Annotated in this window: 22 protein-coding genes and 2 pseudogenes; 10 read left to right on the top strand and 14 right to left on the bottom strand. The window is 62.9% G+C overall.

Going from position 1 to position 19,540, the window contains the following annotated elements:
* From BM002_RS10995 to BM002_RS10965, 7 genes are all read right to left on the bottom strand, one after another.
* A partial coding sequence (locus BM002_RS10995; protein ID WP_139212341.1) for a hypothetical protein occupies positions 1-278 on the bottom strand: 278 nt, incomplete at its 3' end.
* A gap of 36 nt (positions 279-314) precedes the next feature.
* On the bottom strand, positions 315-1,070 hold the full coding sequence (locus BM002_RS10990; protein WP_092780389.1) for a hypothetical protein: 756 nt from the start codon (positions 1,068-1,070) through the stop codon (positions 315-317).
* A 2-nt stretch (positions 1,071-1,072) separates the two neighbouring features.
* Positions 1,073-2,053 carry a hypothetical protein gene (locus BM002_RS10985; protein ID WP_092780386.1) on the bottom strand — a complete coding sequence of 327 codons (981 nt, stop codon included), beginning with the start codon at positions 2,051-2,053 and terminating at the stop codon, positions 1,073-1,075.
* A 2-nt stretch (positions 2,054-2,055) separates the two neighbouring features.
* A complete protein-coding gene (locus tag BM002_RS10980; protein ID WP_092780383.1) occupies positions 2,056-2,775 on the bottom strand; it encodes a hypothetical protein in 720 nt (239 codons plus the stop codon).
* Complete coding sequence (locus BM002_RS10975; RefSeq protein ID WP_175484875.1) at positions 2,775-3,386, bottom strand: DUF4123 domain-containing protein; 612 nt, start codon at positions 3,384-3,386, stop codon at positions 2,775-2,777. Before BM002_RS10975 ends, BM002_RS10980 begins: the two co-directional genes overlap by 1 nt.
* A complete protein-coding gene (locus BM002_RS10970; RefSeq protein WP_092780377.1) occupies positions 3,379-5,436 on the bottom strand; it encodes a type VI secretion system Vgr family protein in 2,058 nt (685 codons plus the stop codon). The genes BM002_RS10975 and BM002_RS10970 overlap by 8 nt, the downstream gene beginning before the upstream one ends.
* A 249-nt stretch (positions 5,437-5,685) precedes the next feature.
* A complete protein-coding gene (locus BM002_RS10965) occupies positions 5,686-6,366 on the bottom strand; it encodes an IS6 family transposase (protein WP_425431850.1) in 681 nt (226 codons plus the stop codon).
* 15 nt (positions 6,367-6,381) lie between these two features.
* On the opposite strand from BM002_RS10965, the gene BM002_RS10960 reads away from it, so the two are divergent.
* The 6 genes and pseudogenes from BM002_RS10960 to BM002_RS10940 form a co-directional block, all read left to right on the top strand.
* On the top strand, positions 6,382-6,813 hold the full coding sequence (locus tag BM002_RS10960) for a hypothetical protein (RefSeq protein ID WP_139212340.1): 432 nt from the start codon (positions 6,382-6,384) through the stop codon (positions 6,811-6,813).
* Between the two features lie 304 nt (positions 6,814-7,117).
* Positions 7,118-7,801: a hypothetical protein gene (locus tag BM002_RS10955; protein WP_139212339.1), complete on the top strand. Its 684-nt coding sequence runs from the start codon at positions 7,118-7,120 to the stop codon at positions 7,799-7,801.
* Positions 7,802-7,969: 168 nt separating this feature from the next.
* Positions 7,970-8,194, top strand: a complete 225-nt coding sequence (locus BM002_RS19110) for a hypothetical protein (RefSeq protein ID WP_139212338.1) — start codon at positions 7,970-7,972, stop codon at positions 8,192-8,194.
* A gap of 48 nt (positions 8,195-8,242) precedes the next feature.
* Positions 8,243-9,187 (top strand): hypothetical protein, encoded by a 945-nt coding sequence (locus tag BM002_RS10950; RefSeq protein WP_092780369.1) that lies wholly within the window; start codon positions 8,243-8,245, stop codon positions 9,185-9,187.
* A gap of 157 nt (positions 9,188-9,344) precedes the next feature.
* On the top strand, positions 9,345-9,644 hold the full coding sequence (locus BM002_RS10945; RefSeq protein ID WP_092780639.1) for a PAAR domain-containing protein: 300 nt from the start codon (positions 9,345-9,347) through the stop codon (positions 9,642-9,644).
* 104 nt (positions 9,645-9,748) lie between these two features.
* A pseudogene (locus BM002_RS10940) lies at positions 9,749-10,353 on the top strand (transposase); the annotation flags it as partial.
* A 366-nt stretch (positions 10,354-10,719) separates the two neighbouring features.
* Here BM002_RS10940 and BM002_RS10935 read toward each other — a convergent pair.
* The 3 genes and pseudogenes from BM002_RS10935 to BM002_RS19650 form a co-directional block, all read right to left on the bottom strand.
* Positions 10,720-11,489: pseudogene (locus tag BM002_RS10935) on the bottom strand (IS5 family transposase).
* A 246-nt stretch (positions 11,490-11,735) separates the two neighbouring features.
* Complete coding sequence (locus tag BM002_RS19655; protein WP_175484874.1) at positions 11,736-11,951, bottom strand: HipA domain-containing protein; 216 nt, start codon at positions 11,949-11,951, stop codon at positions 11,736-11,738.
* Complete coding sequence (locus tag BM002_RS19650; protein WP_281243826.1) at positions 11,944-12,264, bottom strand: HipA domain-containing protein; 321 nt, start codon at positions 12,262-12,264, stop codon at positions 11,944-11,946. The genes BM002_RS19655 and BM002_RS19650 overlap by 8 nt, the downstream gene beginning before the upstream one ends.
* A gap of 15 nt (positions 12,265-12,279) precedes the next feature.
* On the opposite strand from BM002_RS19650, the gene BM002_RS19645 reads away from it, so the two are divergent.
* Entirely contained in the window at positions 12,280-12,405 is a 126-nt protein-coding gene (locus BM002_RS19645; RefSeq protein ID WP_281243825.1) for a hypothetical protein, read from the top strand.
* On the opposite strand, the gene BM002_RS19745 is transcribed toward BM002_RS19645, so the two are convergent.
* The 3 genes from BM002_RS19745 to BM002_RS10910 form a co-directional block, all read right to left on the bottom strand.
* Complete coding sequence (locus tag BM002_RS19745; protein WP_139212342.1) at positions 12,402-12,599, bottom strand: HipA N-terminal domain-containing protein; 198 nt, start codon at positions 12,597-12,599, stop codon at positions 12,402-12,404. The genes BM002_RS19645 and BM002_RS19745 overlap by 4 nt on opposite strands.
* A 7-nt stretch (positions 12,600-12,606) precedes the next feature.
* Complete coding sequence (locus BM002_RS10915; protein WP_092780360.1) at positions 12,607-12,972, bottom strand: helix-turn-helix domain-containing protein; 366 nt, start codon at positions 12,970-12,972, stop codon at positions 12,607-12,609.
* A gap of 449 nt (positions 12,973-13,421) precedes the next feature.
* The gene (locus BM002_RS10910; protein WP_092780357.1) at positions 13,422-16,628 is read right to left on the bottom strand and encodes a 2Fe-2S iron-sulfur cluster-binding protein; all 3,207 of its coding nucleotides are present in this window, start codon (positions 16,626-16,628) and stop codon (positions 13,422-13,424) included.
* A 97-nt stretch (positions 16,629-16,725) separates the two neighbouring features.
* Here BM002_RS10910 and BM002_RS10905 point away from each other — a divergent pair, with 97 nt between their 5' ends.
* Positions 16,726-17,139, top strand: coding sequence for a GlcG/HbpS family heme-binding protein (locus BM002_RS10905; RefSeq protein WP_092780354.1), 414 nt, complete (start codon positions 16,726-16,728; stop codon positions 17,137-17,139).
* On the opposite strand, the gene BM002_RS10900 is transcribed toward BM002_RS10905, so the two are convergent.
* Complete coding sequence (locus tag BM002_RS10900; RefSeq protein WP_092780351.1) at positions 17,136-18,167, bottom strand: L-idonate 5-dehydrogenase; 1,032 nt, start codon at positions 18,165-18,167, stop codon at positions 17,136-17,138. The two genes, BM002_RS10905 and BM002_RS10900, sit on opposite strands and share 4 nt — an antisense overlap.
* A 105-nt stretch (positions 18,168-18,272) precedes the next feature.
* Between BM002_RS10900 and BM002_RS10895 the strand changes: the two genes are divergently transcribed.
* Entirely contained in the window at positions 18,273-19,040 is a 768-nt protein-coding gene (locus BM002_RS10895) for an SDR family oxidoreductase (RefSeq protein WP_092780349.1), read from the top strand.
* Positions 19,037-19,525: a gluconokinase gene (locus tag BM002_RS10890; RefSeq protein WP_245749216.1), complete on the top strand. Its 489-nt coding sequence runs from the start codon at positions 19,037-19,039 to the stop codon at positions 19,523-19,525. The genes BM002_RS10895 and BM002_RS10890 overlap by 4 nt, the downstream gene beginning before the upstream one ends.
* Positions 19,526-19,540 lie beyond the last annotated feature (15 nt).

Raw genomic sequence — 19,540 nt, 5'->3', positions numbered from 1 at the left:
TCCTCCGCGGACATCATGAGGAACTTGATCCGCTGCGCCAGGTCGAGCGCGGCAGCCCGCGGCTCGCGCGATGCGAGGATCCAGTAGCCGAAGTGACCAAGTGCGGGAATATAAATTGATTGACCGCGCGACAGACCGCGCAGAGGTCCATAATCGCCTGGGTCGTCCAATACGCGAAGGATCCTCTCGATCGCCTCCTCCACCAGGAAATCTTCTTCTGGATCGAGATCGTAGAGAGCCAAATCCTCTCTCAACGTACCTTCGGGGTAGTCGGCCATTTCGTCTCCATATCTCCGCTGTCCCATAACGCGGGCTTACCAAGCCACGAGTTCGATCTCGCCGACCGGTTGCCCCATTCGGTCAAGTTCCACTTTTGCATGAATTTTTATAACTTCCGAATCCTGAGCTGCATCTCTGAATTCTTCAACCTCGGCCTTTTGCGGGATCAGATCCTCCCAAGATCGGCCCCTCGTCTGATTGCGCCGGATAGCACGTTGCGCTTGCTCAATCCCGGCGAAGGCACCTTCGGCTGCTCTCTGAACATAGTCCGACCTCTGCTGCGCCTCGCTCAGACTCGGGAACGGAACGTCCGGGCCCATTTTCGATTTCACCTCGAAGGCCACCCATCTGGGTGCCGGCGGGCGCGGAGCGGTGATCTTGGCAACAAGGTCCAGCCCGTTGCCCGAGGTGTTCTGCAACTGGAGCGGGGCGGACAGGGTCATGTTGCGCAGGTTGAAGCTTTGACCACCGACTCGAAAAGTGTGATTTATCCGGCCTGCGCGCACGGCCGCCAACATCGCGTTTTCACCGAAGCGGCCGACGGCGACCGACAGGTTGAACAGGAATGTCTTGCCGCCCATCCGCAGGGCGTCCGAGATCTTGAGCATCTCGTCGTTGGAGCCGATGACAGTCGAGAAGTTGGCCTTCGACCCCGCTGGACACTCGAAGACGACCTTCCACTTGTTGCGCATTTCCGGGTATTTCTGGAACTCGAACTTGAACCCCAGTCGCTTGAGTTCGCCCACGAGATTGACAATCGTGCCGCCGCGCAACTTGTTGTAAGGTGCCATGCTCAGCCGCCCGCCCTAGTAAAGTCCTCGACGACCGTCGCGTCAGCAGGCCCCATCAGGCCACCTCCGGGTCCGTAATTCAGTCCGACCGGAACAATCGAGAGCGCACGCCACTTGCCTTTGAGGCCGACGGCGATGTTGAGGACGCTGTACGCCGTGCGCGCGGCCTTTTCGCCATTCTCATCGTCGAGTGTACCACCGAGAAACGCGGCAGCCTCTTCAAGCGGATTGACACCCTGGCCCTGATTGTAGCCGAGGTACCCCGTCCCGACCGCGACTCCGTCCGAAATTTCGAGAGCGAGGACGAGTATCGCAGCCGCGCGCAACGCAATCGAAGTTGCTGCGACAACCGCCCCTACGCCGGACACGAGCGCAAGGACTGTCAGCGCACCGACAGCCACGTCGAAAGCGATGCGTCCCCAGGCCGCGAAATCCTGTTCGATCTGCAACGCCTGCTTCAGTCGCTGCGCGAGCTTCATCAACTCGTCATCGCTGAGCGAATTGGGATCAACGCTCGCCGAAAAATCAATGATATCGACATCGCGGAAAATGTTTCCCAGATTCGTGGCGAATATCGCAGGCTCGTAGCTCTCTCCCGGCCAGGGATTGCTCGAAACATGATCGGTCCAGCCGTAGGAGGCGGAGTAGCCCACACCTACGGGATTGAACCGGATTTCATAATGTCCTGCCCGCCCCTCGCCGGGATAGAAAAGAGCGGCGGTCTTTAGCCGCTCCTCCTTGCCATAGAGGTTCTCGAAGGCATCCATGAACCGCAGCCAGAATTTGGTAAAGCTGTCGCCGTTCATCGCAACGATCTGCTCGATCGTCAGGGCGGTGGCCGGGTCCGGCAGGCCGAGCGAGATGTCCATCGGCCCCATCTCGTCACGCGGATCGTAGACGGCATAGGTGTCGGTCCCGCAGGTCCCGGTCGGGCAATCCCCCGGATCGCTGTCGGCCACATTGGTTGGCTCCATCGGCTCCATGATCAGGGCTCCTTAGGGCTCAGGGCATCTTGCAAGGCGGTGACGATCTGGCGTTCGTTTCCGGTGCGGTAGAGCGTGCCCCAGTCTGGCAACAACGGATCGTCAAAGAAATGCCGTCCAAGCGCGTCGGCCGCTAGAACATGCAGATACAGCGCCATCTCGTCCTTCAGTCCCAACATCGTCGCGTCGACATAGGATTGGTTGATGAACTCCCGCAGCGTCGGCTCTGATACATAACTTCCGACCTCCTCGTGGGACCGTTCAAGATGCAGAAGCACGGCGTCCCACGTCGGCCCGCGATCCATGTCCAGAAGCAAGCGCCGGGCCTGTGCGCCCCGTGCAAATGCAGGCCGATCCCAGACACGTCTGGTCTCTGTCAGGTAGGTCCCGATAGACGTGTTCGGCTTTATCGTCGCAGCCGTCACCTGCGCGTCGACCAGTTGACGCGCGCGCGACCAGCGAACGTCGTCCAGAACGCCGAACCCGAACGCGGTCCTCAGGAAGGCGATACGCATCGCCAAAAGACCGCTGCGGCGACCCAACGCACACACTGTCTCAAAACTGAACCCGACCACGTTTCGCCCAGCATCCAGGGCTGCGTCATCTTCGAAACCGTAAAATCGCGTGGGGAAGCGCTGTCGCAACTGCGCGGCGCCATCGTCGAGAAAATCCTCGAACCGACCGGCTTTTAACTGGTCGAGAGTTTCGGCCGTCAGACGCATCAGACCAACACGGCCTCCGTGCCGGATCCGCTCGGAACAACGAACGCGGCGATATTCTGGGTGAACGCGGTGAAATCAGCCGGGGGCAGTGCCGGTATGACACGGCGCAGAGTCTCTGGCGCATAAAAGCGGAAGATGAACCAGGTTTCGGATTCCGGATCATAGAGTTGCGTGAATTTCCGGAAGTGAGTGCGCAAACGCGACAGGTCCAGTTCGCTGCGAAGCCAGACACCCCAACCGCTTGTCCAGCCCTCATCGATCAGCCACGTCATTGCGCGATTGTCTTCAGGTATGAGCGCCAGATAGGGCCCGTGCCGGGCGAACTCCTCTGCGGCCTTTCCCTGATACAGCGGCACGTAATCGACTCCGAACCCCTCAAGAACGACTTCGATATCCGGGCGGCGGGCGGCTTCGACAAGAATGTATGTATGGAGCTGGGTCTCTGTCGATGGTCCGCGCAAGGCGGTCCGACCGGCCTTCGCGTCAGGCAGTGGACCGAAAAGCAATGGCCTGAGCGCCACCTTTCGATCACCCGTGATCGGCACCCGCGTCGCCGGACTTGTCAGCCTTGCCCGGGCGCCGACGTAAGAAGGCGATCCGGCACTATTCATCCTTGAGTTTCCGAATGCAGACTTCCGCCAGATCAAGGCCTTCATTGACCGCGCTCTCGAGACTCCTGATCTGGTCTGGAGCACCGGAACTCATCTGAACAGACCCTTTGAGCTGGATCAGGGGGGCGCGGATGATGACGCCGGTTGCATTGATCTCGATCGTGCCGCCGGGACCGCCGATGATAAACTTGTCTTTTGCATGCAACACCTGAATTTGAGAACGCTGGAACAGTTTCTGGCCGACGACGACCTCCGAGTTGCCCTCGACTTTCATGTAGTGGTGCGCACCGACTTCCTCCTGGTGATTGGCAAAGGTCGCCTCGATCCGATGGTTGTTCACATAGTCAAAGCTGTCCTTGTCTACCTGGCGTTCGGAATTGCGCCGAATGGTCCTTTTCTCGTCGCGGCCGATCGTCTCGACATGGTCCTGTCCAACATCCGTTTGCTTGTTTCGTCCGACCCGCTCCTTCTGGTCGTTTCCCACAACCTTGCTGCGGTTATGACCGATGTGGTGACTCTCGTCGTTTCCGATTTCGGTGCGATGGTTTCGTTCCGCATGGAGGTATATCTCCTCCTTGTCCTTCTCGTCTTCGAAGGTAAACTCGTTGAAGCCGTCGCCCTGATGCGTATCGGACCTGAAGGTCGATTTCGTCTTGTGCTTGGGCAGTTCATAGGGCGGCCTATTCGCCCCGTTATACACGCACCCCGTCACGATGGGTTTGTCGGGGTCGCCGCGGAGGTGTTCGACGATGACTTCCATGCCGATGCGGGGGATGACCATGCCGCCCCAGCCCTTGCTCGCCCAGTTCTGGCTGACGCGGCAGCGCATGGAGTGCGCGCCCGCCAGGTCCCAGTGGAACCGCACCAGGATCCGGCCGTGCTCGTCGCAGTCGATCTCGCCCTCGCCCACGACCACTGCCGTCTCGGGCCCGGCGATCCGGGGGGCCGGGGTGCGGCGTTCGGGGGTCAGCGGCGCATCGTCGGGCATCAGGACATAGGACCCGTCATAGGCCCTCTCGTCGCCCTGCGCGTCGCCCGTGCCGTAAGCCTGCGCGCGGAACGTATGGCGCGCCGACAGACACACAAAGCAGCGCCCCGTGACACCCGGAATGTCATCGCCCGAGACCGTCACGCAGGTACCCGCCGCAAGGCCCGCCACGTCCCCCTTGGCCCGGTGGCGCGGAGCCTGCCCGCGCTCGGCGGCCGTGCGTCGCCGCACCACGCCGCGTCCCTCGCCCTGATCGAGGTAATCCCCCGGCCAATCGAAGCTTTCCACGGCGCCCTTCGGATGGGCGGCGTCGCCTATCCGGTCGACTTCCTGCGCGGCATGGGGGGTCTTGAAGTTGAACTCCGTCAGTCGCACCGCGCCGGTGGTGATGCGACGCGCTCCCGACCAACTGCGAAAATGCTCCTCGTCGGACATGTGATGCCCGTCGATGGAGCGGTAGGGGCGGTCGCCGCCGGGCACGTGGGGCAGAGTGGTGACATCGTCGACCAGCATCATGGTGTGGTTTCCGGGGCCGAAGCGCCAGGCCCAGGTGATGCCGAACCGCTCCAGCTGTCGGCGCACGAAGTCGGCGTCGCTCTCGCCATATTGCACGGTGTATTCCAGCTGCGGGTAGTCGCCCGTAACGGCGACCTCCAGATGCGGATCGCCCAGATCGGCGTAGTCGCCCAGAACCTCTTCGACGATCTGGATCACCGTGCGGTCGTGAAAAATCCGTTGGTTCCGGCGCAGGCCCGCCACATGCAACCAGGGCCGCAGGACGACGTCATAGCGAGATCCGTTCTCGGTAGCGCCCCCATGCGCCGCCTCGCAGACGATGCCATCGAAATGCCGCGTGCCGCCGGCCATGTCGATCGCGACCGTGGCATGGGTCCCCAGAAGCGCCTCGAGGTCCAGTCCGACCTCTTCCGACAGTGCTTCGACCCGCCACTCGAAATCCCCGGAAAGTGTCTCTTCGCCGTCCATCCGCAGCAGCACAAGCGCATCGGTGCCTAGCACCGTCGTCAGCCGACCACGACGGGATGCCTGAGAAAAGGCGTTCATCCTCTAAATCCATAAAAAGCATATTCAATGGGATCATCACACATGCAGAAAGTTGAAAGGTCAAGTTGGTCAGATCCAGAAAGGCGCAGGGTCGCCCTGCGAACGGGTAATAACGGAGTCGCCGAGCATCGCTTTCGGTCTGTGCCCCCTGTACTTGTGTGCGGGACAGGTCCCGCCAAAGAGCCAGATGCGAAAAGGTTTTGTCGCAAACTTCGGCGTTGGTCAGAAAAGATCTTTAGTTTTCTTCCGTTAGGCTGCCAAGGCAGCGAACTGGGCAAACGGGCAGAGTCCCGCCATCAACTGGCCTTTGCGGATCATGTCCGCGACTTCGATCCCCTCGAGTGTAGCGGAGGCGGATGAGAAAGACTTGAACCCCAGGATCGGCCGAATTCGTTTCTTGATCGTACGGTGATCCTGCTCGACCATGTTGTTGAGGTACTTGATCCGAATCATCTCAATTGGGATCGGGCAGCCGAAGGACTTAAGCATTCGGTTGATGGCGGTGATCCCGGCAGTGTTGGCCCCGCTGCGGTCGATGACGATCTTGCGGGGCAGACCGTTCATCTCCAGCGCCCGCGCAAAGAATCTGGTCGCGGCCGGTTTGTTGCGCCGTTTCGACAGCATGAAGTCCAGGGTCTTCCCGAACTTATCGACGGCCCGGTAGAGGTAAACCCACTCGCGCTTTACCCGGATGTAAGTCTCGTCCATCCGCCAGGAACGATCTGTCGACGCCTTTCTGCGACGCGCATTGGCGGCGATCAGAGGGGAGTACTTGGCGACCCAGCGATTGAGCGTCGCATGATCAACCTCGACACCACGCTCAGCGAGGATTTCTTCGAGATCCCGGTATGATACTGTGTAGCGGACGTAAAAGAAGACCGCGAAAAGGATGACCTCCTTTGGAAACTGAGCGCCCTTGAACGAGATCATCAAAGGTCCTCCGAAATGCACCAGCCCCTTGGGACCGTCAATCATTCAGCACAAGTCGGTCAAGAACCGAAGTTTGCGACAGAACCCCTGGACCTTGTTGCCAAGATCACCGCTCCGCGCCCGCCGACTCCCAGATGGGTGGCCTTCGAGGTGAAATCGAAAATGGGCCCGGACGTTCCGTTCCTGAGTCTGAGCGAGGCGCAGCAGAGGTCGGACTATGTTCAGAGAGCAGCCGAAGGTGCCTTCGCCGGAATAAGGCAAGCCGAGCGGGCCAAGGACGCTGGCATGAACCGGGGAAGATCATGGGAAGGGCTTATCGATCAGAAGATGGAAATAAAAGAATTCATGAGGGCTGCGCAATTGCGCCAGGTCACCAAAATCCATGCTAAGGTCGAGCTTGATCGAATGGGGCAACCGGTCGGCGAGATCGTGACCGTCGACTGGTAACTGCAGACCGCTCCCACCCCGAAATCTTCATGTCGGAGAAAAAATGGCAAACTATCCGGAAAATGCAATCAGAGACGACCTGTCCCTTTATGACCTCGATCCCTTGACAGATAAGTTCACTCAGGAAGATATCGAGACCGCTCTATATTACCTGGATGGAAATGGAGATTATGGAGAATTTCAGGCATTCATCAGTATAGGTTCGGTTTACACTGCCTTGATGAACCATTTCGGCTATTGGATCCTGAATAAACGGGATCCGCGCGAAATCGCGTTGGACGCGGCGCAACGGTTGAAATATCTCATGATGTCCGCGGAGGAGGTGGATTTCAACGCGAACCCCGACTTCCTCACCCCCTACCTCGACACCTACGGCGAGACGCTGCTGCAGCTCGTCGCCACCGGGCGCGACGATCTGGCGGAGGCGACCGAGGAGATCGCGCGGCGCGTGCTGGCGACCGGACGCTATGCCAAGCCGGCTGACTCAGGCGGCTATTTCGGCGCGCCCGCCAAGCTCGGCGTCTTCGCGCTGGAAATGCTGGCCGCGCGGCGTGGCGAGACCATCGACTGGGAGAGTTTCCACGTCCCGCCCGACCGCTTCTGGCGCGACTGTGCCCGCATCGGCCTGACGGAGCCGGACCCGGTCAAGGCCGCCGAATGGGCCGCGCAGCTGTGCGACGCGCATATGCAGACCCTGCGCACCGACCGCGACGGCATGAGCACGACGCCCTTCGAGGGCAAGGAGATCAACCAGCAGGCGCATTTCCTCTGGCCGATCACGACGCATGCCTTCCTGCGTCTGCGCGCGGGGCAAGGGCTGGAGACGGCTCCGGTCGACCATCCCCTGATGCGCACCAGTTTCGAGGTGCTGCGCGGCTGGCACGTCCCCGTCGGCGCCTGGCAGCCCGAGCCGTGGTTTGCCGAGATTCTCGACAAGACCGTGGCCATCGCCCCGACCCTCGGCCCGCGACTCGAGATCATCCGGTGATCCGAACGCTCCGAACGTCGGCCTGCTTGCCTCAAGGCTAGGGCGCAAGGCATCTACAAATTCAGGGGCACCTCAAGGCTAACCTCAATTCGAGGACGTTTCAGGGGTGCAGGTCAGGACGTCCCGTTCCCGAGTCTGAGCGAGGCGCAGCAGAGGTCGGATTACGTCGTGAAAGCCGCAGACAACGCGATTGGAGGCATTCAGCAGGCAATCGACGCTATTGCGCGAAATCAGACACGCGGACGATCATGGGCTGAACTCATTCCAAATCGGCGAGATGTCCTGGATTTCCAAGCCCAAGCCAGAGCTGGTAACGTCACCAAGGTCCACGCCAAGGTCGAGCTTGATATGCAGGGGCAACCGGTCGGCGAGATCGTGACCGCCAGATGGTAGAGAACCTGACCTTCGATACATGGTACGACGATATCTACGTGAGGACGCATGGCAGAATATCCTGAAGGCCTGCTGCGGGACGACCTGTCCCTTTATGACCAGCCGGTAATGGGCGCGGCTTCCGTGACCCTCGCGATCGAGGACATCGCGTATTTCATGGACGGAAACGGCGACATGTCGCCACTGAGTGGGGTTCTTATCGCACAGAGCATCTACAACGCTGCGATGAACCACTTCGGCTACTGGATCCTCGCATCGCGCGAGCCGCGGGCTGCCGCGCTCGACCTGGCGCAGCGGATCAAGTTCCTCATGATGTCCGCGGAGGAGGTGGAGTTCAACGCGAACCCCGACTTCCTCACCCCCTATCTCGACACCTACGGCGAGACGCTGCTGCAGCTCGTCGCCACCGGGCGCGACGATCTGGCGGGGGCGACCGAGGAGATCGCGCGGCGCGTGCTGGCGACCGGACGCTATGCCAAGCCCGCGGACTCGGGCGGCTATTTCGGCGCGCCCGCCAAGCTCGGCGTCTTCGCGCTGGAGATGCTGGCCGCGCGGCGTGGCGAGACCATCGATTGGGAGAGTTTCCATGTCCCGCCCGACCGTTTCTGGCGCGACTGTGCCCGCATCGGCCTGACGGAGCCGGACCCGGTCAAGGCCGCCGAATGGGCCACGCAGCTGTGCGACGCGCATATGCAGACCCTGCGCACCGACCGCGACGGCATGAGCACGACGCCCTTCGAGGGCAAGGAAATCAACCAGCAGGCGCATTTCCTCTGGCCGATCACGACGCATGCCTTCCTGCGTCTGCGCGCGGGGCAAGGGCTGGAGACGGCTCCGGTCGACCATCCCCTGATGCGCACCAGTTTCGAGGTCCTGCGCGGCTGGCACGTCCCCGCCGGCGCCTGGCAGCCCGAACCGTGGTTTGCCGAGATTCTCGACAAGACCGTGGCCATCGCCCCGACCCTCGGCCCGCGACTCGAGATCATCCGGTGATCCGAACGCTCCGAACGCTCCGAACGCTCCGAACGTCGGCCTGCTTGCCTCAAGGCTAGGGCGCAAGGCATCTACAAATTCAGGGGCACCTCAAGGCTAACCTCAATTCGAGGACGTTTCAGGGATGCAGGTCAATACCGCTGCACCGGTGAAACTGATGCCCAAACCCGTTTCCCTTCTGGGCCATGCCCATGTCTGCCCGAAGATAGATCCCGGACCGAAACCTCACATCGGTGGACCTGTTACGGATGCAGGACAAAGCCTCGTTCGGTTCAACGGAATTCCCGTCGCCGTGGAAGGTGGCACATGTCTGTGCACGGGACTGCCCGGGCCCGACGGCCTGTCCCGGGGCTCCAGTCTGGTGCGCATCAACGGGAAAGCCGTGATGCGCATCGGGGACAGCACGGCCCATGGCGGCAAGATGGTCGTCGGCGTCCCGACCCTGCGCTCCGATTGAGCGCGCCCAGTCTTCGGGGTCCAAAACGTGCCGACGTTCTTGACCGGCTCTGCAGCACAAATCCCGTAAGGGACTCATCTTGTGAATCCAGCGTGGTAGCTGGGATGCCACGCCGTCAGAAGACCCTGGCCGTCAATATCCCCTGCCGTGGGTCGAAGGGCCCGCTGCACCTGCTCATCCCCTCCCGGGATCCTGCTTCGCATGACCCTGCCGGGCAGCGGACAGCACGGGCGTCAAGGTCGAGGGCGAGTGGCACGCCCGCAACTACGGTCGTCCTAAACGGCGGGTCCACTGACCGGCAGGGCATTCCAGCGGAATGTCCCGAGAGGTTGGCGCAAGATCCACTTGGGGATTGATGAGGAAACGCTGGAGGTTCGGGCCGTCCATTGCCCGGCAGGCGATTTGCGAAACCAGTCTGCCGAGAGGAGAGATCACCGGGAGCCAAATTGGTGACGACAAGTGCTGCCCGATCTGCTCGGCCAGATTCCGATCGGCGAAGAGATCGGCTCGGTGACCGCCGACGTCGCTTGCGACACCCGCAAGTGCAATGATGCCATCGCGGATCGCGGTGCCCACGCGCTCGCCATTGTGCTTGAACCAATGGCGCATCAATGGCTCGCGTGGCAGCCAGGTCGCGGAACTTCGGGTCCGTATCGCCGTGCTCAACGGCTACATAGCGCCGGCCATACCCGTCGCGGAAGCTGCGGGACAAATCCGCCCGGGGAAAGGGGAACACCGGCCAACAGACGATTTGTCCGACAGAGCCTTCATCCGCGCAAAGTAAAGGGCACCCTTGGAGTCGCAACCGCGTCTACCGCACTTGCCGCGCCCAGGACTTGAACCTGCGGATCAAGGGGCGAAAGCGCCGGAAGCAGAAGGTGTCGGACGCTCTGAACTTACCAGAAAGGCCGAATGTGACCTGGTCAGTGGATTTCATGGCGGATCGGCTTTAGGAGGACCGCGCGTTCCGGTTGCTGAACGTGCAGGACGACGTCAACAGGGAAAGTCTGGGCATATCCGTTCGGCGGAAAAGGAGTGCGAAAAGCGACCCATCGGCAGTCTGTTCAGTTCAAGGCTACCATGACGCGGACTCATAATGGCGCAACCAGAGTTTTGGCCATGCGATGAGGACGGCGGCGAGAGAGTTGCATGCGGGTTTTTCTTAACGGGTGGTGATCTTGCGGAAGTGTTTGAGCTTGTTGAAGAACTGCTCGACGAGGTTGCGCTGGTGATAGATCGCCGGATCTACGGAGCGCTGCACCTTGCGGTCGCGCTGCGTCGGGATATGGCCCCGCCCGTCATGCGCAGCGATAAGATCGAGGATCGCGCGAGCGTCGTCGCCGCGATCGGCGACCACATCACCCGGCGCGGGATGGGCCGCCAGAAGCTCGGCCACGGCTGCCTTGTCGGACGCCTGCTCTGGCGAGAGCATGATCGCCAGCGGCAACCCACGATGGTCGACCATCGCGTTAATCTTGGTGCTCAGTCCGCCACGAGAACGGCCAAGGGTTTGATCCGAAACCCTTTTTGAGTCGCAGCTTGCTGATGGGCGCGAATGATCGAGCTGTCGATGAACTGCATGCTGTCGGGGGATTTTTCCACAAGGGTTTCAAACACCTGCACCCAAATCCCGGCCTTTGCACACCGATTGAAGCGATTGTAGACCTTCGTGTCGGGGCCGTAGCGTTCGGGCAGATCGCGCCAGGGTGAGCCTGTCCAGAGAACCCAGAAGATCCCGTTCAGCACCCGCCGGTCATCCACCCGCGCCACACCGCGCGGCTTGTTCGGAAGAAGCGGCCGGATCAGACCCCACTCGACGTCCGTAAGATCGAAACGCGCCCAAATGGTCGCCTCCGGGTCCTGCTTGGCAAGGCCGTTGACCACGAAAGTCACCCGCTCGGTTATATGTTTTTCCACTTCACCCACTCAATGCTCGGCGTCGGAGTCCATTGCAATGACCTCCTCCACCGCTTGTGGCAAATGCCTCATTGTCGCCTTGCAAAGCATCTCGACGCGACGCAGCGCAGCTGTGGGGTTCATGTCACAGGATGCGGCCTCTCGCTGCCAGTGGCCACCTTCGAAGTAATCGCCTTACCATCTCTTCGCCAGCAACATCGCCTGTTTGCTGGTGACGTTGGGCCAGGGCTTGGCGCACGTTACCTCATAGATCGGTGCCAAACTGGCGCCGGAGGCCGTGACCAAGACCGAATAGTTCTCGGCATGGGCGTCGGTATTGAAGGCGATGGCGGTGAAAATCACGTAGTCAAAGATCGACAACACACCGCAGAGCGGATGGAGCTTACGCATCACGCCGACAAAGTCGCGGACCATGGGGACCCGCTGCCCCGGTGTTGTTGCACTCATACGTCGCACTCGGCAGGCGGCCCAGAATGTGGCGCATGTCTTCCCGGTGCAGGCGGCGCCAACTGTCGCCTTGCTGACGCCGGTCGTAGCGCTTCACCAGAAGATACCGGCGCGCCCCACTCGCACCTGCGGCGCGGCCAATGAGAGCCGCCAGCCGCAGGCACAGCGGCTCGTTATAAACCCCGCCAGGAAAGTTCGCGGCATTCGGCTTCAGGATCCAGGTCGACGGCGCGCCATCACCAGGGATTGAGATCACCGCATCAGCACCGACATGCACGCGGATCTTGGACTGGACGTCGGCCAAGGACATGGAGACACCGTCTTCACCGTCTTCACCGTCTTCACCGTCTTCACCGTCTTCACCGTCTTCACCGTCTTCACCGTCTTCACCGACTAGGAATGGTTTTCGGGCAGAAGGCTAGCGACCCACGGCAGGACCTCGCCCGCACCCTGCGTTGCAATCTCCAGAGGCATCCTTGTCGATACCGGGAAAGCACAGCGGGTCCCCTGCCAGTCGGTGCTGTAGGTCAGCGTCCCCGCGTCGCCCCTGCCCGAGGCGCTTTCGGCCACTTCCCTGCTTTCGTAGAAGATCTTCGTCTCAGTCCTTCAGAAGCGGCAAATCATCGGGCAAATCTTCGGGAATCTCGTTGGACGGATCTTCAGGCATCATGTCGGGAAGATCCCTGTCTTGCGGCCCGCTCAGCGCGTGCTCGACCATCGGCATGATTCCGAGGAAGCGCGCGATCATCACGGCCGGCTTCCCGTTTTCCGTGTCCACAATATAGGGTCGGCCCATGCCGGTCGAGCTGGCCATAGAATCCTGGCGCAGCCCCTGTGCCTTGCGCCTGGCACGGACCATCAGACCGATATGGCGCGCATCTTCGGCTCCGGACTGATCCGGTTGCGATATGGCCGGCGGCTGATATTCCCGTTCGGGAACACATGTACGTAGAACGCCGACCATCCACCGAAAAGATCCCTTTCGGTAACATCATGAAAGGCTTGGGTGAAGGAAATCGACCAAGGTTGCCCCACCAGCCTAACTCCCTGGCATCCGACCCCGGTCTCGTAGACGATGCCTCGAAAGCCCGATGAGGGGAAGCCGTTCTGCGCATGTGACACCGTCATACAGCAGCAATGGGCCGGAAGCTGTAAGCCTCATTTATCTTTGGACCGTCGCTCGGGTCATGGTCTGCAAACAATGTCCAAATCCTACTCCGGCAACCAACCTATTCTGCAGGGCGCCCGTTGGGGCGCTTTTTGCATGTTCGGGCATTGCCGCGCGCTCCCGTGATGGCTTGAGTTCCTCGAACTTGCCCTTCGTCGCGGTGTATATCCTAGGATTTTTGGGCGCGGATACCGACCCATACCTTGATGAAAGAGACCTGCGCGGCGGCGTTCCAAAGACGGACGTCACAGGTCGATTTCCAGAACGCCGCCCGGGGCTGCGGCACGGCTTTGGCACAGGATCATCGCATCCTTGCGCTGTGCCTTGGAGAGAACGAAATCGCGGTGCTCCACTTCGCCGGAAAGCACGGTGCATTTGCAGACGCCGCAGATCCCGTCGGAGCATTTCACATCCACATGCACCCCGTGTTCCGCCAGCACATCGGTAGCCGCACGGTCGGCGGGCACCGCGATGTCGCGTCCCGAACGGGCCAGGCGCAGGGTGAAGGGGTGGTTTTCGTAGTCCGGCAGCTCGGGAACCGAGAAGTATTCGAGATGCCGCGCCTCGTCGGGGAACCCGGCGGCTTCGGCGGCGGCCATCACAGCGTCCATGTAGCGTGTCGCGCCGCAGGTATAGACGTGCAAACCATCCCTGTAGCGGGGCAGAACGGCCCCCAGGTCCAGCCGCGTTCCCGCGTCGCTGATGTGCAGGTGCACACGGTCGGCCCAGGGCACGGCGGCCAGATCGTCGAGATAGCCCATCGTGGCGCGGGACCGCCCGGAATAGTGCAGCACGAAGTCCCGCCCCGCCCGGTGCAATTCGTGCGCCATGGCGATCATCGGAGTTATGCCGATGCCACCGCCCATCAGGATCGACTCCGTTGCCCCATGGGCCAGCGGGAAGTGATTGATGGGCTGCGAGATGAAGACCCGACGCCCGGGCGTGAAGATGCGGTGGAGCAGTTTCGACCCGCCCCGCCCTGCGTCCTCCAGAAGGACGCCGATCTGGTATTTCGACCGGTCCGCGGGGTCGCCCGACATTGAATATTGCCTCAGGAACTCGGGGGCCACCACGATATCCAGATGCGCCCCGGCCCGCCATTCCGGCAGGTCACTGCCGTCGAGGCTGCGAAATTCGTATTTGGTGATGCCAGCTGCCATGGGTTCGGCCAACGTCACCTCCACCTGGATGACGGGGCTTTCGCCGGCGGCGGTGTAGATGTGCAGATGCCCGGTCTCGTCCCGCTCCAGCAGGGCCTTGTATTCCGTCGCCGTGACCATCGCCTGATAGGCGGAGATCCCCGCCTCGCGGTCCATGGGGAAGGGATAGGGGTAGGGATGCGGGGCAAGTGGCGCGGGATAGACGGCGAGCGTCTGATCCTCGTAGCGAAGGTTCAGGTCGGTTTGCAGGGCGCGGGCATTCACGGGGCGCGACGTGGGGCGATAGCCGCCGTCCTCCTGTATCTCCAGGTCCCACCACCACTTCTTGACCGGGTTCAGGCCGCCGTTGCCGACCGCGTCGTCCAACCGCGCCAGAACCGGGGCAAGACGCGGCACGTTCATCGCCGCCCACCGGAAGGGGCGTTCCGCGAACAACCCCTCGAGGTTCCAGGGACAGGTCTTCATGCAGCGCCCGCACATCGCCCCGCCCGGCGTGGTCACGCGGTAGGTGGCGCATTTCTGGCTGTCGGATTTCCAGATTTCATAGCCGTTGAACATCAGCTTGGGCCCGGCGGTGATCGCCCCCGACGGACATTCGCGCGCGCATTTGTTGCAGCTTTCGCAAAAGGCCTGAAGGCCGAAGTCGATGGGGTCGTCATGGGCCATCGGCAGGTCGGTGGTCACCGCCCCCGATTTGAGCCGGGGACCCAGGAAGGGGTTCAGGATGACCTCGCCGATCCGGCTCACCTCGCCCAGACCCGACAGCAAAAGGAGCGGCGGCTGCAACACCTCGCCGTCCATGACGGTGTGTGCCTTGGCCGAATAGCCCAGGTTGCGGATCTGGCGCGCGATGACCCCGCCCAGAAGCGAAAAGCGCAGATAGGCGCGCATCGATTGCGCCACGGCGATCCAGTCGTCGCCCGACGACCCCTCCATCGTCTCGTAACCCTGGTCGATGATCATGCTGATCGCCTGATCGTGGGGCGGGTCGATGGCGTCGCCGCGCGCGTCGTGGCTGTACCAGGCCCAATCGGGGCAGCGCGAGATTCCGACGGCATCGACACCCAGCCAATAGGACGTCGCCTTGACCAGATCGGCGGCCTCCTGCGGGTCGAGCGTGACGCGGTCGGGCGCGACCTCTCCGTCCTGCAACAGCACGAACGCCCCGAGCGCGCGGCGCTGCGCCATCGACGGGGCGGCCTTGCGCACATAGTGCCCGCCCTTGGCCGCGTCCTGCATCGTCTTGCCCATGTCCCCGAACTGCGCCCGGGCGAACATGTCGGCGCGTTTGGGCACACGGGCAACGCGGGGTTCGTCGATATAGGTGGTGGGCGTTTTCACCCGTTTCAGGGTCTCGAAAGGATGCGCCCCGTCGCGGAACTTCCGCCCCTTGAACGGCACCGCATTGCCCGCCGTCTTGGCCGAGGCGGTGCCCAGTTTCCAACCGAGGCCAAAGGCCGTTTTCGGTTGCTGCGACAGGGGCCGCAGGGGCGCGTCACAGGTCATGGCGAAGGTCGTCGTCACCGCGGCCAACCCGAAGCGCGTGCCGACATAGGGATGGGTCAGTTGGCCGTCCTCCAGCGTTGCCAGCCCCGCGGCCACTGCCAGTCGTCCCAGGTCGACGTCCGAACTGCTGACGGTATGGCCCCGCGCGTCGTGGCCCAGAACTCGCAGGTAATTGGCCAGTACCACCGCCGTCTCGGCGGCGAGCAGACCCGCGCGATGCGCCTGTGCGTCGCGGATCCAGTCGGTCCCGACCTCGCCGTCCTCGGGATCGCGGGGATTCTCATAGAGGAGGACAAGGGCATGGGTATGCCCGTCGATGGTCGTCGGCGGTGCCTCGGCAGACTCCTTCAGGTCCGCCATGATCATGTCGATGCCCGAGGCGAGCGTCTTGGTCTGCCGCGTGCGCAGGTCGTGGGCCAGCCGGGTCACATCCGGATTGGCGAAGGGTTCGGGCAACAGCGCCGCGTCGGGCAGGCGACAGATGCCCACCACGGCGGCATCGGCGAAATGTGCGAAGGCCTTGAGGTGTGCGGCGCGTTCGTCGGGGTCGGTCGGCGCATCGGCCACGGCGCGATTGACCAGCCCGTCGCGGATCGCGTCCAGCATGGCCTGATGCTCGCGCATGGCATTGACGATCGAGCGGGGGTCTTCGGGCCGGGCGAAGCTCAGGGGCCGCATCGCGGGCAGCTGTGCGAGGTCGGGCATCGCGCCCCGCGCCAACCGTTCGCAGGGGTAGTGTCCCAGATGCACGGGCCGGTTCTTGTCGGAAAAGAAACGCAGGGTCATGGGCCGCTCTTCAACAGGGTCACGCCACGCTATCGGTCCGCGCCGCCGGGGTCGAGGGACGCTTGCCGACCAATGGCCCGATGCCTAGGGTCCGGGGATGACCGACTTCACCCGCACCGCCCGCATCCTGACCCATCACGCCGCCCTTGCCATGTTGCAGGCCGCCGTGGCCGAAGCCGAACGGATCGGCCAGCCGCAGTGCATCGTCATCGTCGACGCCAGCTGCGTGACCCTTGCCGAATTACGGATGACGGGGTCGAAACCCCTGAGCCTGCGCAGCGCGCGGGCCAAGGCGCAGACGGCGGCGTCGATTGGCGACGAGACGACGAATATCCCCGACGCGGTGCGCCCCCTGATCGGGCTGGCGACCGAGGGCGCGGTGACCGGCCTGCCCGGAGGTTTGCCCATCGTGGTCGACGGGCATCTGGTCGGCGGCATCGGCGTGGGGTCCGGCAATGGCGAGCAGGACATCGCCGTCGCCCGCGCTGCCCTCTCCGCCATCGGGGCCTAGCCGAAGGCGATCTGGGCCTTCATCGCCCGTGTGCGGTCGCCCGCCGTCTCGAAGGCGGTGACGGCCTCGGCCAGGGGGAATGTCTGGGTGATATAGGGTTTCACGTCGATCAGGCCCTTTTGCATCAGGCTGACGCCGGTGTGGAATTCCTCGTGAAAGCGGAACGATCCGCGCAGGCTGAGTTCGCGCGCCGTCATCGCCTGAACCGGCAGGGTCATGTCACCGCCCAGACCCAGTTGCACGATGGTGCCGCCGGGCCGCATCGCGGGGATCGCCGCCGTCAGGGCCGGGGCCGCGCCGGAGCATTCGAACAGCGTCTCGAACCGACCCTTTTCGGCGGTATAGGGCCGAAGTCCGTCCGGGTTCGTCCCGGTATTGATCGTCACATCCGCCCCGGCGGTGCGGGCCATCGACAGGGTGAAATCCGACAGGTCCGTCGCCACGATCAGATCCGCCCCGGCGCGCCGCGCGGCCAGGATGCACAATATGCCGATGGGGCCGCACCCAGTCACCAGAACCGCCTTGCCCAATAGCGGGTCGGCCTGACGCGCGGCATGCAGGCAGACGGCCAGCGGTTCGGCCATTGCGGCCTCTCCCGCGGTCAAACCGTCGGCGGGGGCGCATTGGCTGGCGTTGGCCACCAGGACTTCGCGGAAGGCCCCCTGAATATGGGGAAACGGCATGGCCGAGCCATAGAACCGCATGTTGAGGCAATGATTGTAATGCGCCCGGTGGCAATAGTCGCAATCGTGACAGGGCCGCGACGGCGACACGGCGACCAATTGCCCGACGCGCAGGCCCGTCACGCCGTCGCCCAGGGCGGTGATATGGCCCGACACCTCATGACCCAGGATCATCGGCTGTTTCAGCCGGACCGTCCCGAAGCCGCCGTGATTGTAGTAATGCAGATCGGACCCGCAGACGCCGCCCGCCGCCAGCGCGATCTGCACCTGTCCGGGGCCGGGGGTTTCCTCGGGCTGATCCTCGATCCGCAGGTCGCGGGCGGCATGGATGACGATGGCTTTCATTGGGCTCATACCTGACGAAACGGGGTCGGCCGCGCCGACCTTGACAGCGATTGTTATCGATATCATCAACGGTATATCGACCGTCGGGAAAAGAAAAGGCAGACCATGAGCATCACGTTATTCGACCTGACGGGCAAGCGTGCCCTCATCACCGGCTCGTCCCAGGGGATCGGGTTCGCCCTGGCCCGGGGTCTGGCCGCCGCCGGCGCGTCGGTTGTGCTGAACGGGCGGGACGCGGCCAAGCTGGCCGCCGCCGCCGACACACTGCGCGGGGAGGGGGCGACGGTCGAGACGCTCGCCTTCGATGCGACCGACCATGACGGCGTGCGCAAGGCTGTCGACGGATTCGAGGCCGACCACGGCGCCATCGACATTCTGGTGAACAACGCCGGGATGCAGCACCGCACCCCGCTGGAGGATTTCCCCGCCGATGCGTTCGAGCGGCTGCTCCAGACCAACATCGCCACGGTTTTCCATGTGGGCCAAGCCGTCGCGCGACACATGATCGGGCGCGGCGCGGGCAAGATCGTCAACATCTGCTCGGTGCAGAGCGCGCTGGCGCGGCCCGGCATCGCCCCCTACACGGCGACCAAGGGCGCGGTGGCGAACCTGACCAAGGGCATGGCGACCGACTGGGCCAAGCATGGATTGCAGTGCAACGGGCTGGCGCCCGGTTATTTCGACACGCCGCTCAACAAGGCGCTGGTCGAGGATCCGAAGTTCACGGAATGGCTGTCGAACCGGACGCCCGCCGGTCGGTGGGGCAATGTGGAGGAGCTGGTGGGCGCCTGCATCTTCCTGTCGTCGGCGGCCTCCAGCTTCGTGAACGGCACGGTCGTCTATGTCGACGGCGGGATCACGGCGTCGTTGTGAGTGCGCGCTATGTCGTCATGGGCGTCTCGGGCTGCGGCAAGAGCCTGATCGGCGAGATGTTCGCCCGGGCTGCAGGCCTTGCCTTCATCGACGGCGACGCGCTGCATCCGAAGGCGAACGTGGACAAGATGGCCTCGGGCCGACCGCTGGACGATGACGACCGCGCGCCCTGGCTCGACAAGGTCGGGGAACGGCTGACCATTCCCGGGACCGTCATCGCCTGTTCCGCGCTGAAACGGGTCTATCGCGACCGCATCCGGGCCGCCGCCGGGCATCCGGTGACGGTCCTCTATCTGCGGGGCAAACGCGAAACCCTGTGGGAGCGGGTCAACTCCCGCCCTGGTCATTTCATGCCCCCGGCCCTGCTCGACAGTCAGCTTGCCACGCTGGAGGAACCCGAGGCGGACGAGGACAGCCTTGTCGCCGACATCGAACTTACACCGGACGCCATCGTCGAGATCTTCCTCGGCAGTCGGAGGGCATGATGCCCGCCCCGCAAT

The sequence above is a fragment of the Jannaschia pohangensis genome, from assembly GCF_900113875.1.
Classification (GTDB): Bacteria; Pseudomonadota; Alphaproteobacteria; order Rhodobacterales; family Rhodobacteraceae; genus Jannaschia; species Jannaschia pohangensis.
This window is presented reverse-complemented; position numbering and strand designations above follow the sequence as displayed.

Excerpts from the sequence above, each read along its gene's own strand:
- BM002_RS10990 (WP_092780389.1), bottom strand. The coding sequence starts at position 1,070 with ATGGCACCTTACAACAAGTTGCGCGGCGGCACGATTGTCAATCTCGTG.
- BM002_RS10985 (WP_092780386.1), bottom strand. The coding sequence starts at position 2,053 with ATGGAGCCGATGGAGCCAACCAATGTGGCCGACAGCGATCCGGGGGAT.
- BM002_RS10980 (WP_092780383.1), bottom strand. The coding sequence starts at position 2,775 with ATGCGTCTGACGGCCGAAACTCTCGACCAGTTAAAAGCCGGTCGGTTC.
- BM002_RS10975 (WP_175484875.1), bottom strand. The coding sequence starts at position 3,386 with ATGAATAGTGCCGGATCGCCTTCTTACGTCGGCGCCCGGGCAAGGCTG.
- BM002_RS10970 (WP_092780377.1), bottom strand. The coding sequence starts at position 5,436 with ATGAACGCCTTTTCTCAGGCATCCCGTCGTGGTCGGCTGACGACGGTG.
- BM002_RS10965 (WP_425431850.1), bottom strand. The coding sequence starts at position 6,366 with ATGATCTCGTTCAAGGGCGCTCAGTTTCCAAAGGAGGTCATCCTTTTC.
- BM002_RS10960 (WP_139212340.1), top strand. The coding sequence starts at position 6,382 with ATGCACCAGCCCCTTGGGACCGTCAATCATTCAGCACAAGTCGGTCAA.
- BM002_RS10955 (WP_139212339.1), top strand. The coding sequence starts at position 7,118 with ATGATGTCCGCGGAGGAGGTGGATTTCAACGCGAACCCCGACTTCCTC.
- BM002_RS10950 (WP_092780369.1), top strand. The coding sequence starts at position 8,243 with ATGGCAGAATATCCTGAAGGCCTGCTGCGGGACGACCTGTCCCTTTAT.
- BM002_RS10945 (WP_092780639.1), top strand. The coding sequence starts at position 9,345 with ATGCCCAAACCCGTTTCCCTTCTGGGCCATGCCCATGTCTGCCCGAAG.
- BM002_RS19655 (WP_175484874.1), bottom strand. The coding sequence starts at position 11,951 with ATGCGTAAGCTCCATCCGCTCTGCGGTGTGTTGTCGATCTTTGACTAC.
- BM002_RS19645 (WP_281243825.1), top strand. The coding sequence starts at position 12,280 with ATGCACGCGGATCTTGGACTGGACGTCGGCCAAGGACATGGAGACACC.
- BM002_RS10915 (WP_092780360.1), bottom strand. The coding sequence starts at position 12,972 with ATGGTCGGCGTTCTACGTACATGTGTTCCCGAACGGGAATATCAGCCG.
- BM002_RS10910 (WP_092780357.1), bottom strand. The coding sequence starts at position 16,628 with ATGACCCTGCGTTTCTTTTCCGACAAGAACCGGCCCGTGCATCTGGGA.
- BM002_RS10905 (WP_092780354.1), top strand. The coding sequence starts at position 16,726 with ATGACCGACTTCACCCGCACCGCCCGCATCCTGACCCATCACGCCGCC.
- BM002_RS10900 (WP_092780351.1), bottom strand. The coding sequence starts at position 18,167 with ATGAAAGCCATCGTCATCCATGCCGCCCGCGACCTGCGGATCGAGGAT.
- BM002_RS10895 (WP_092780349.1), top strand. The coding sequence starts at position 18,273 with ATGAGCATCACGTTATTCGACCTGACGGGCAAGCGTGCCCTCATCACC.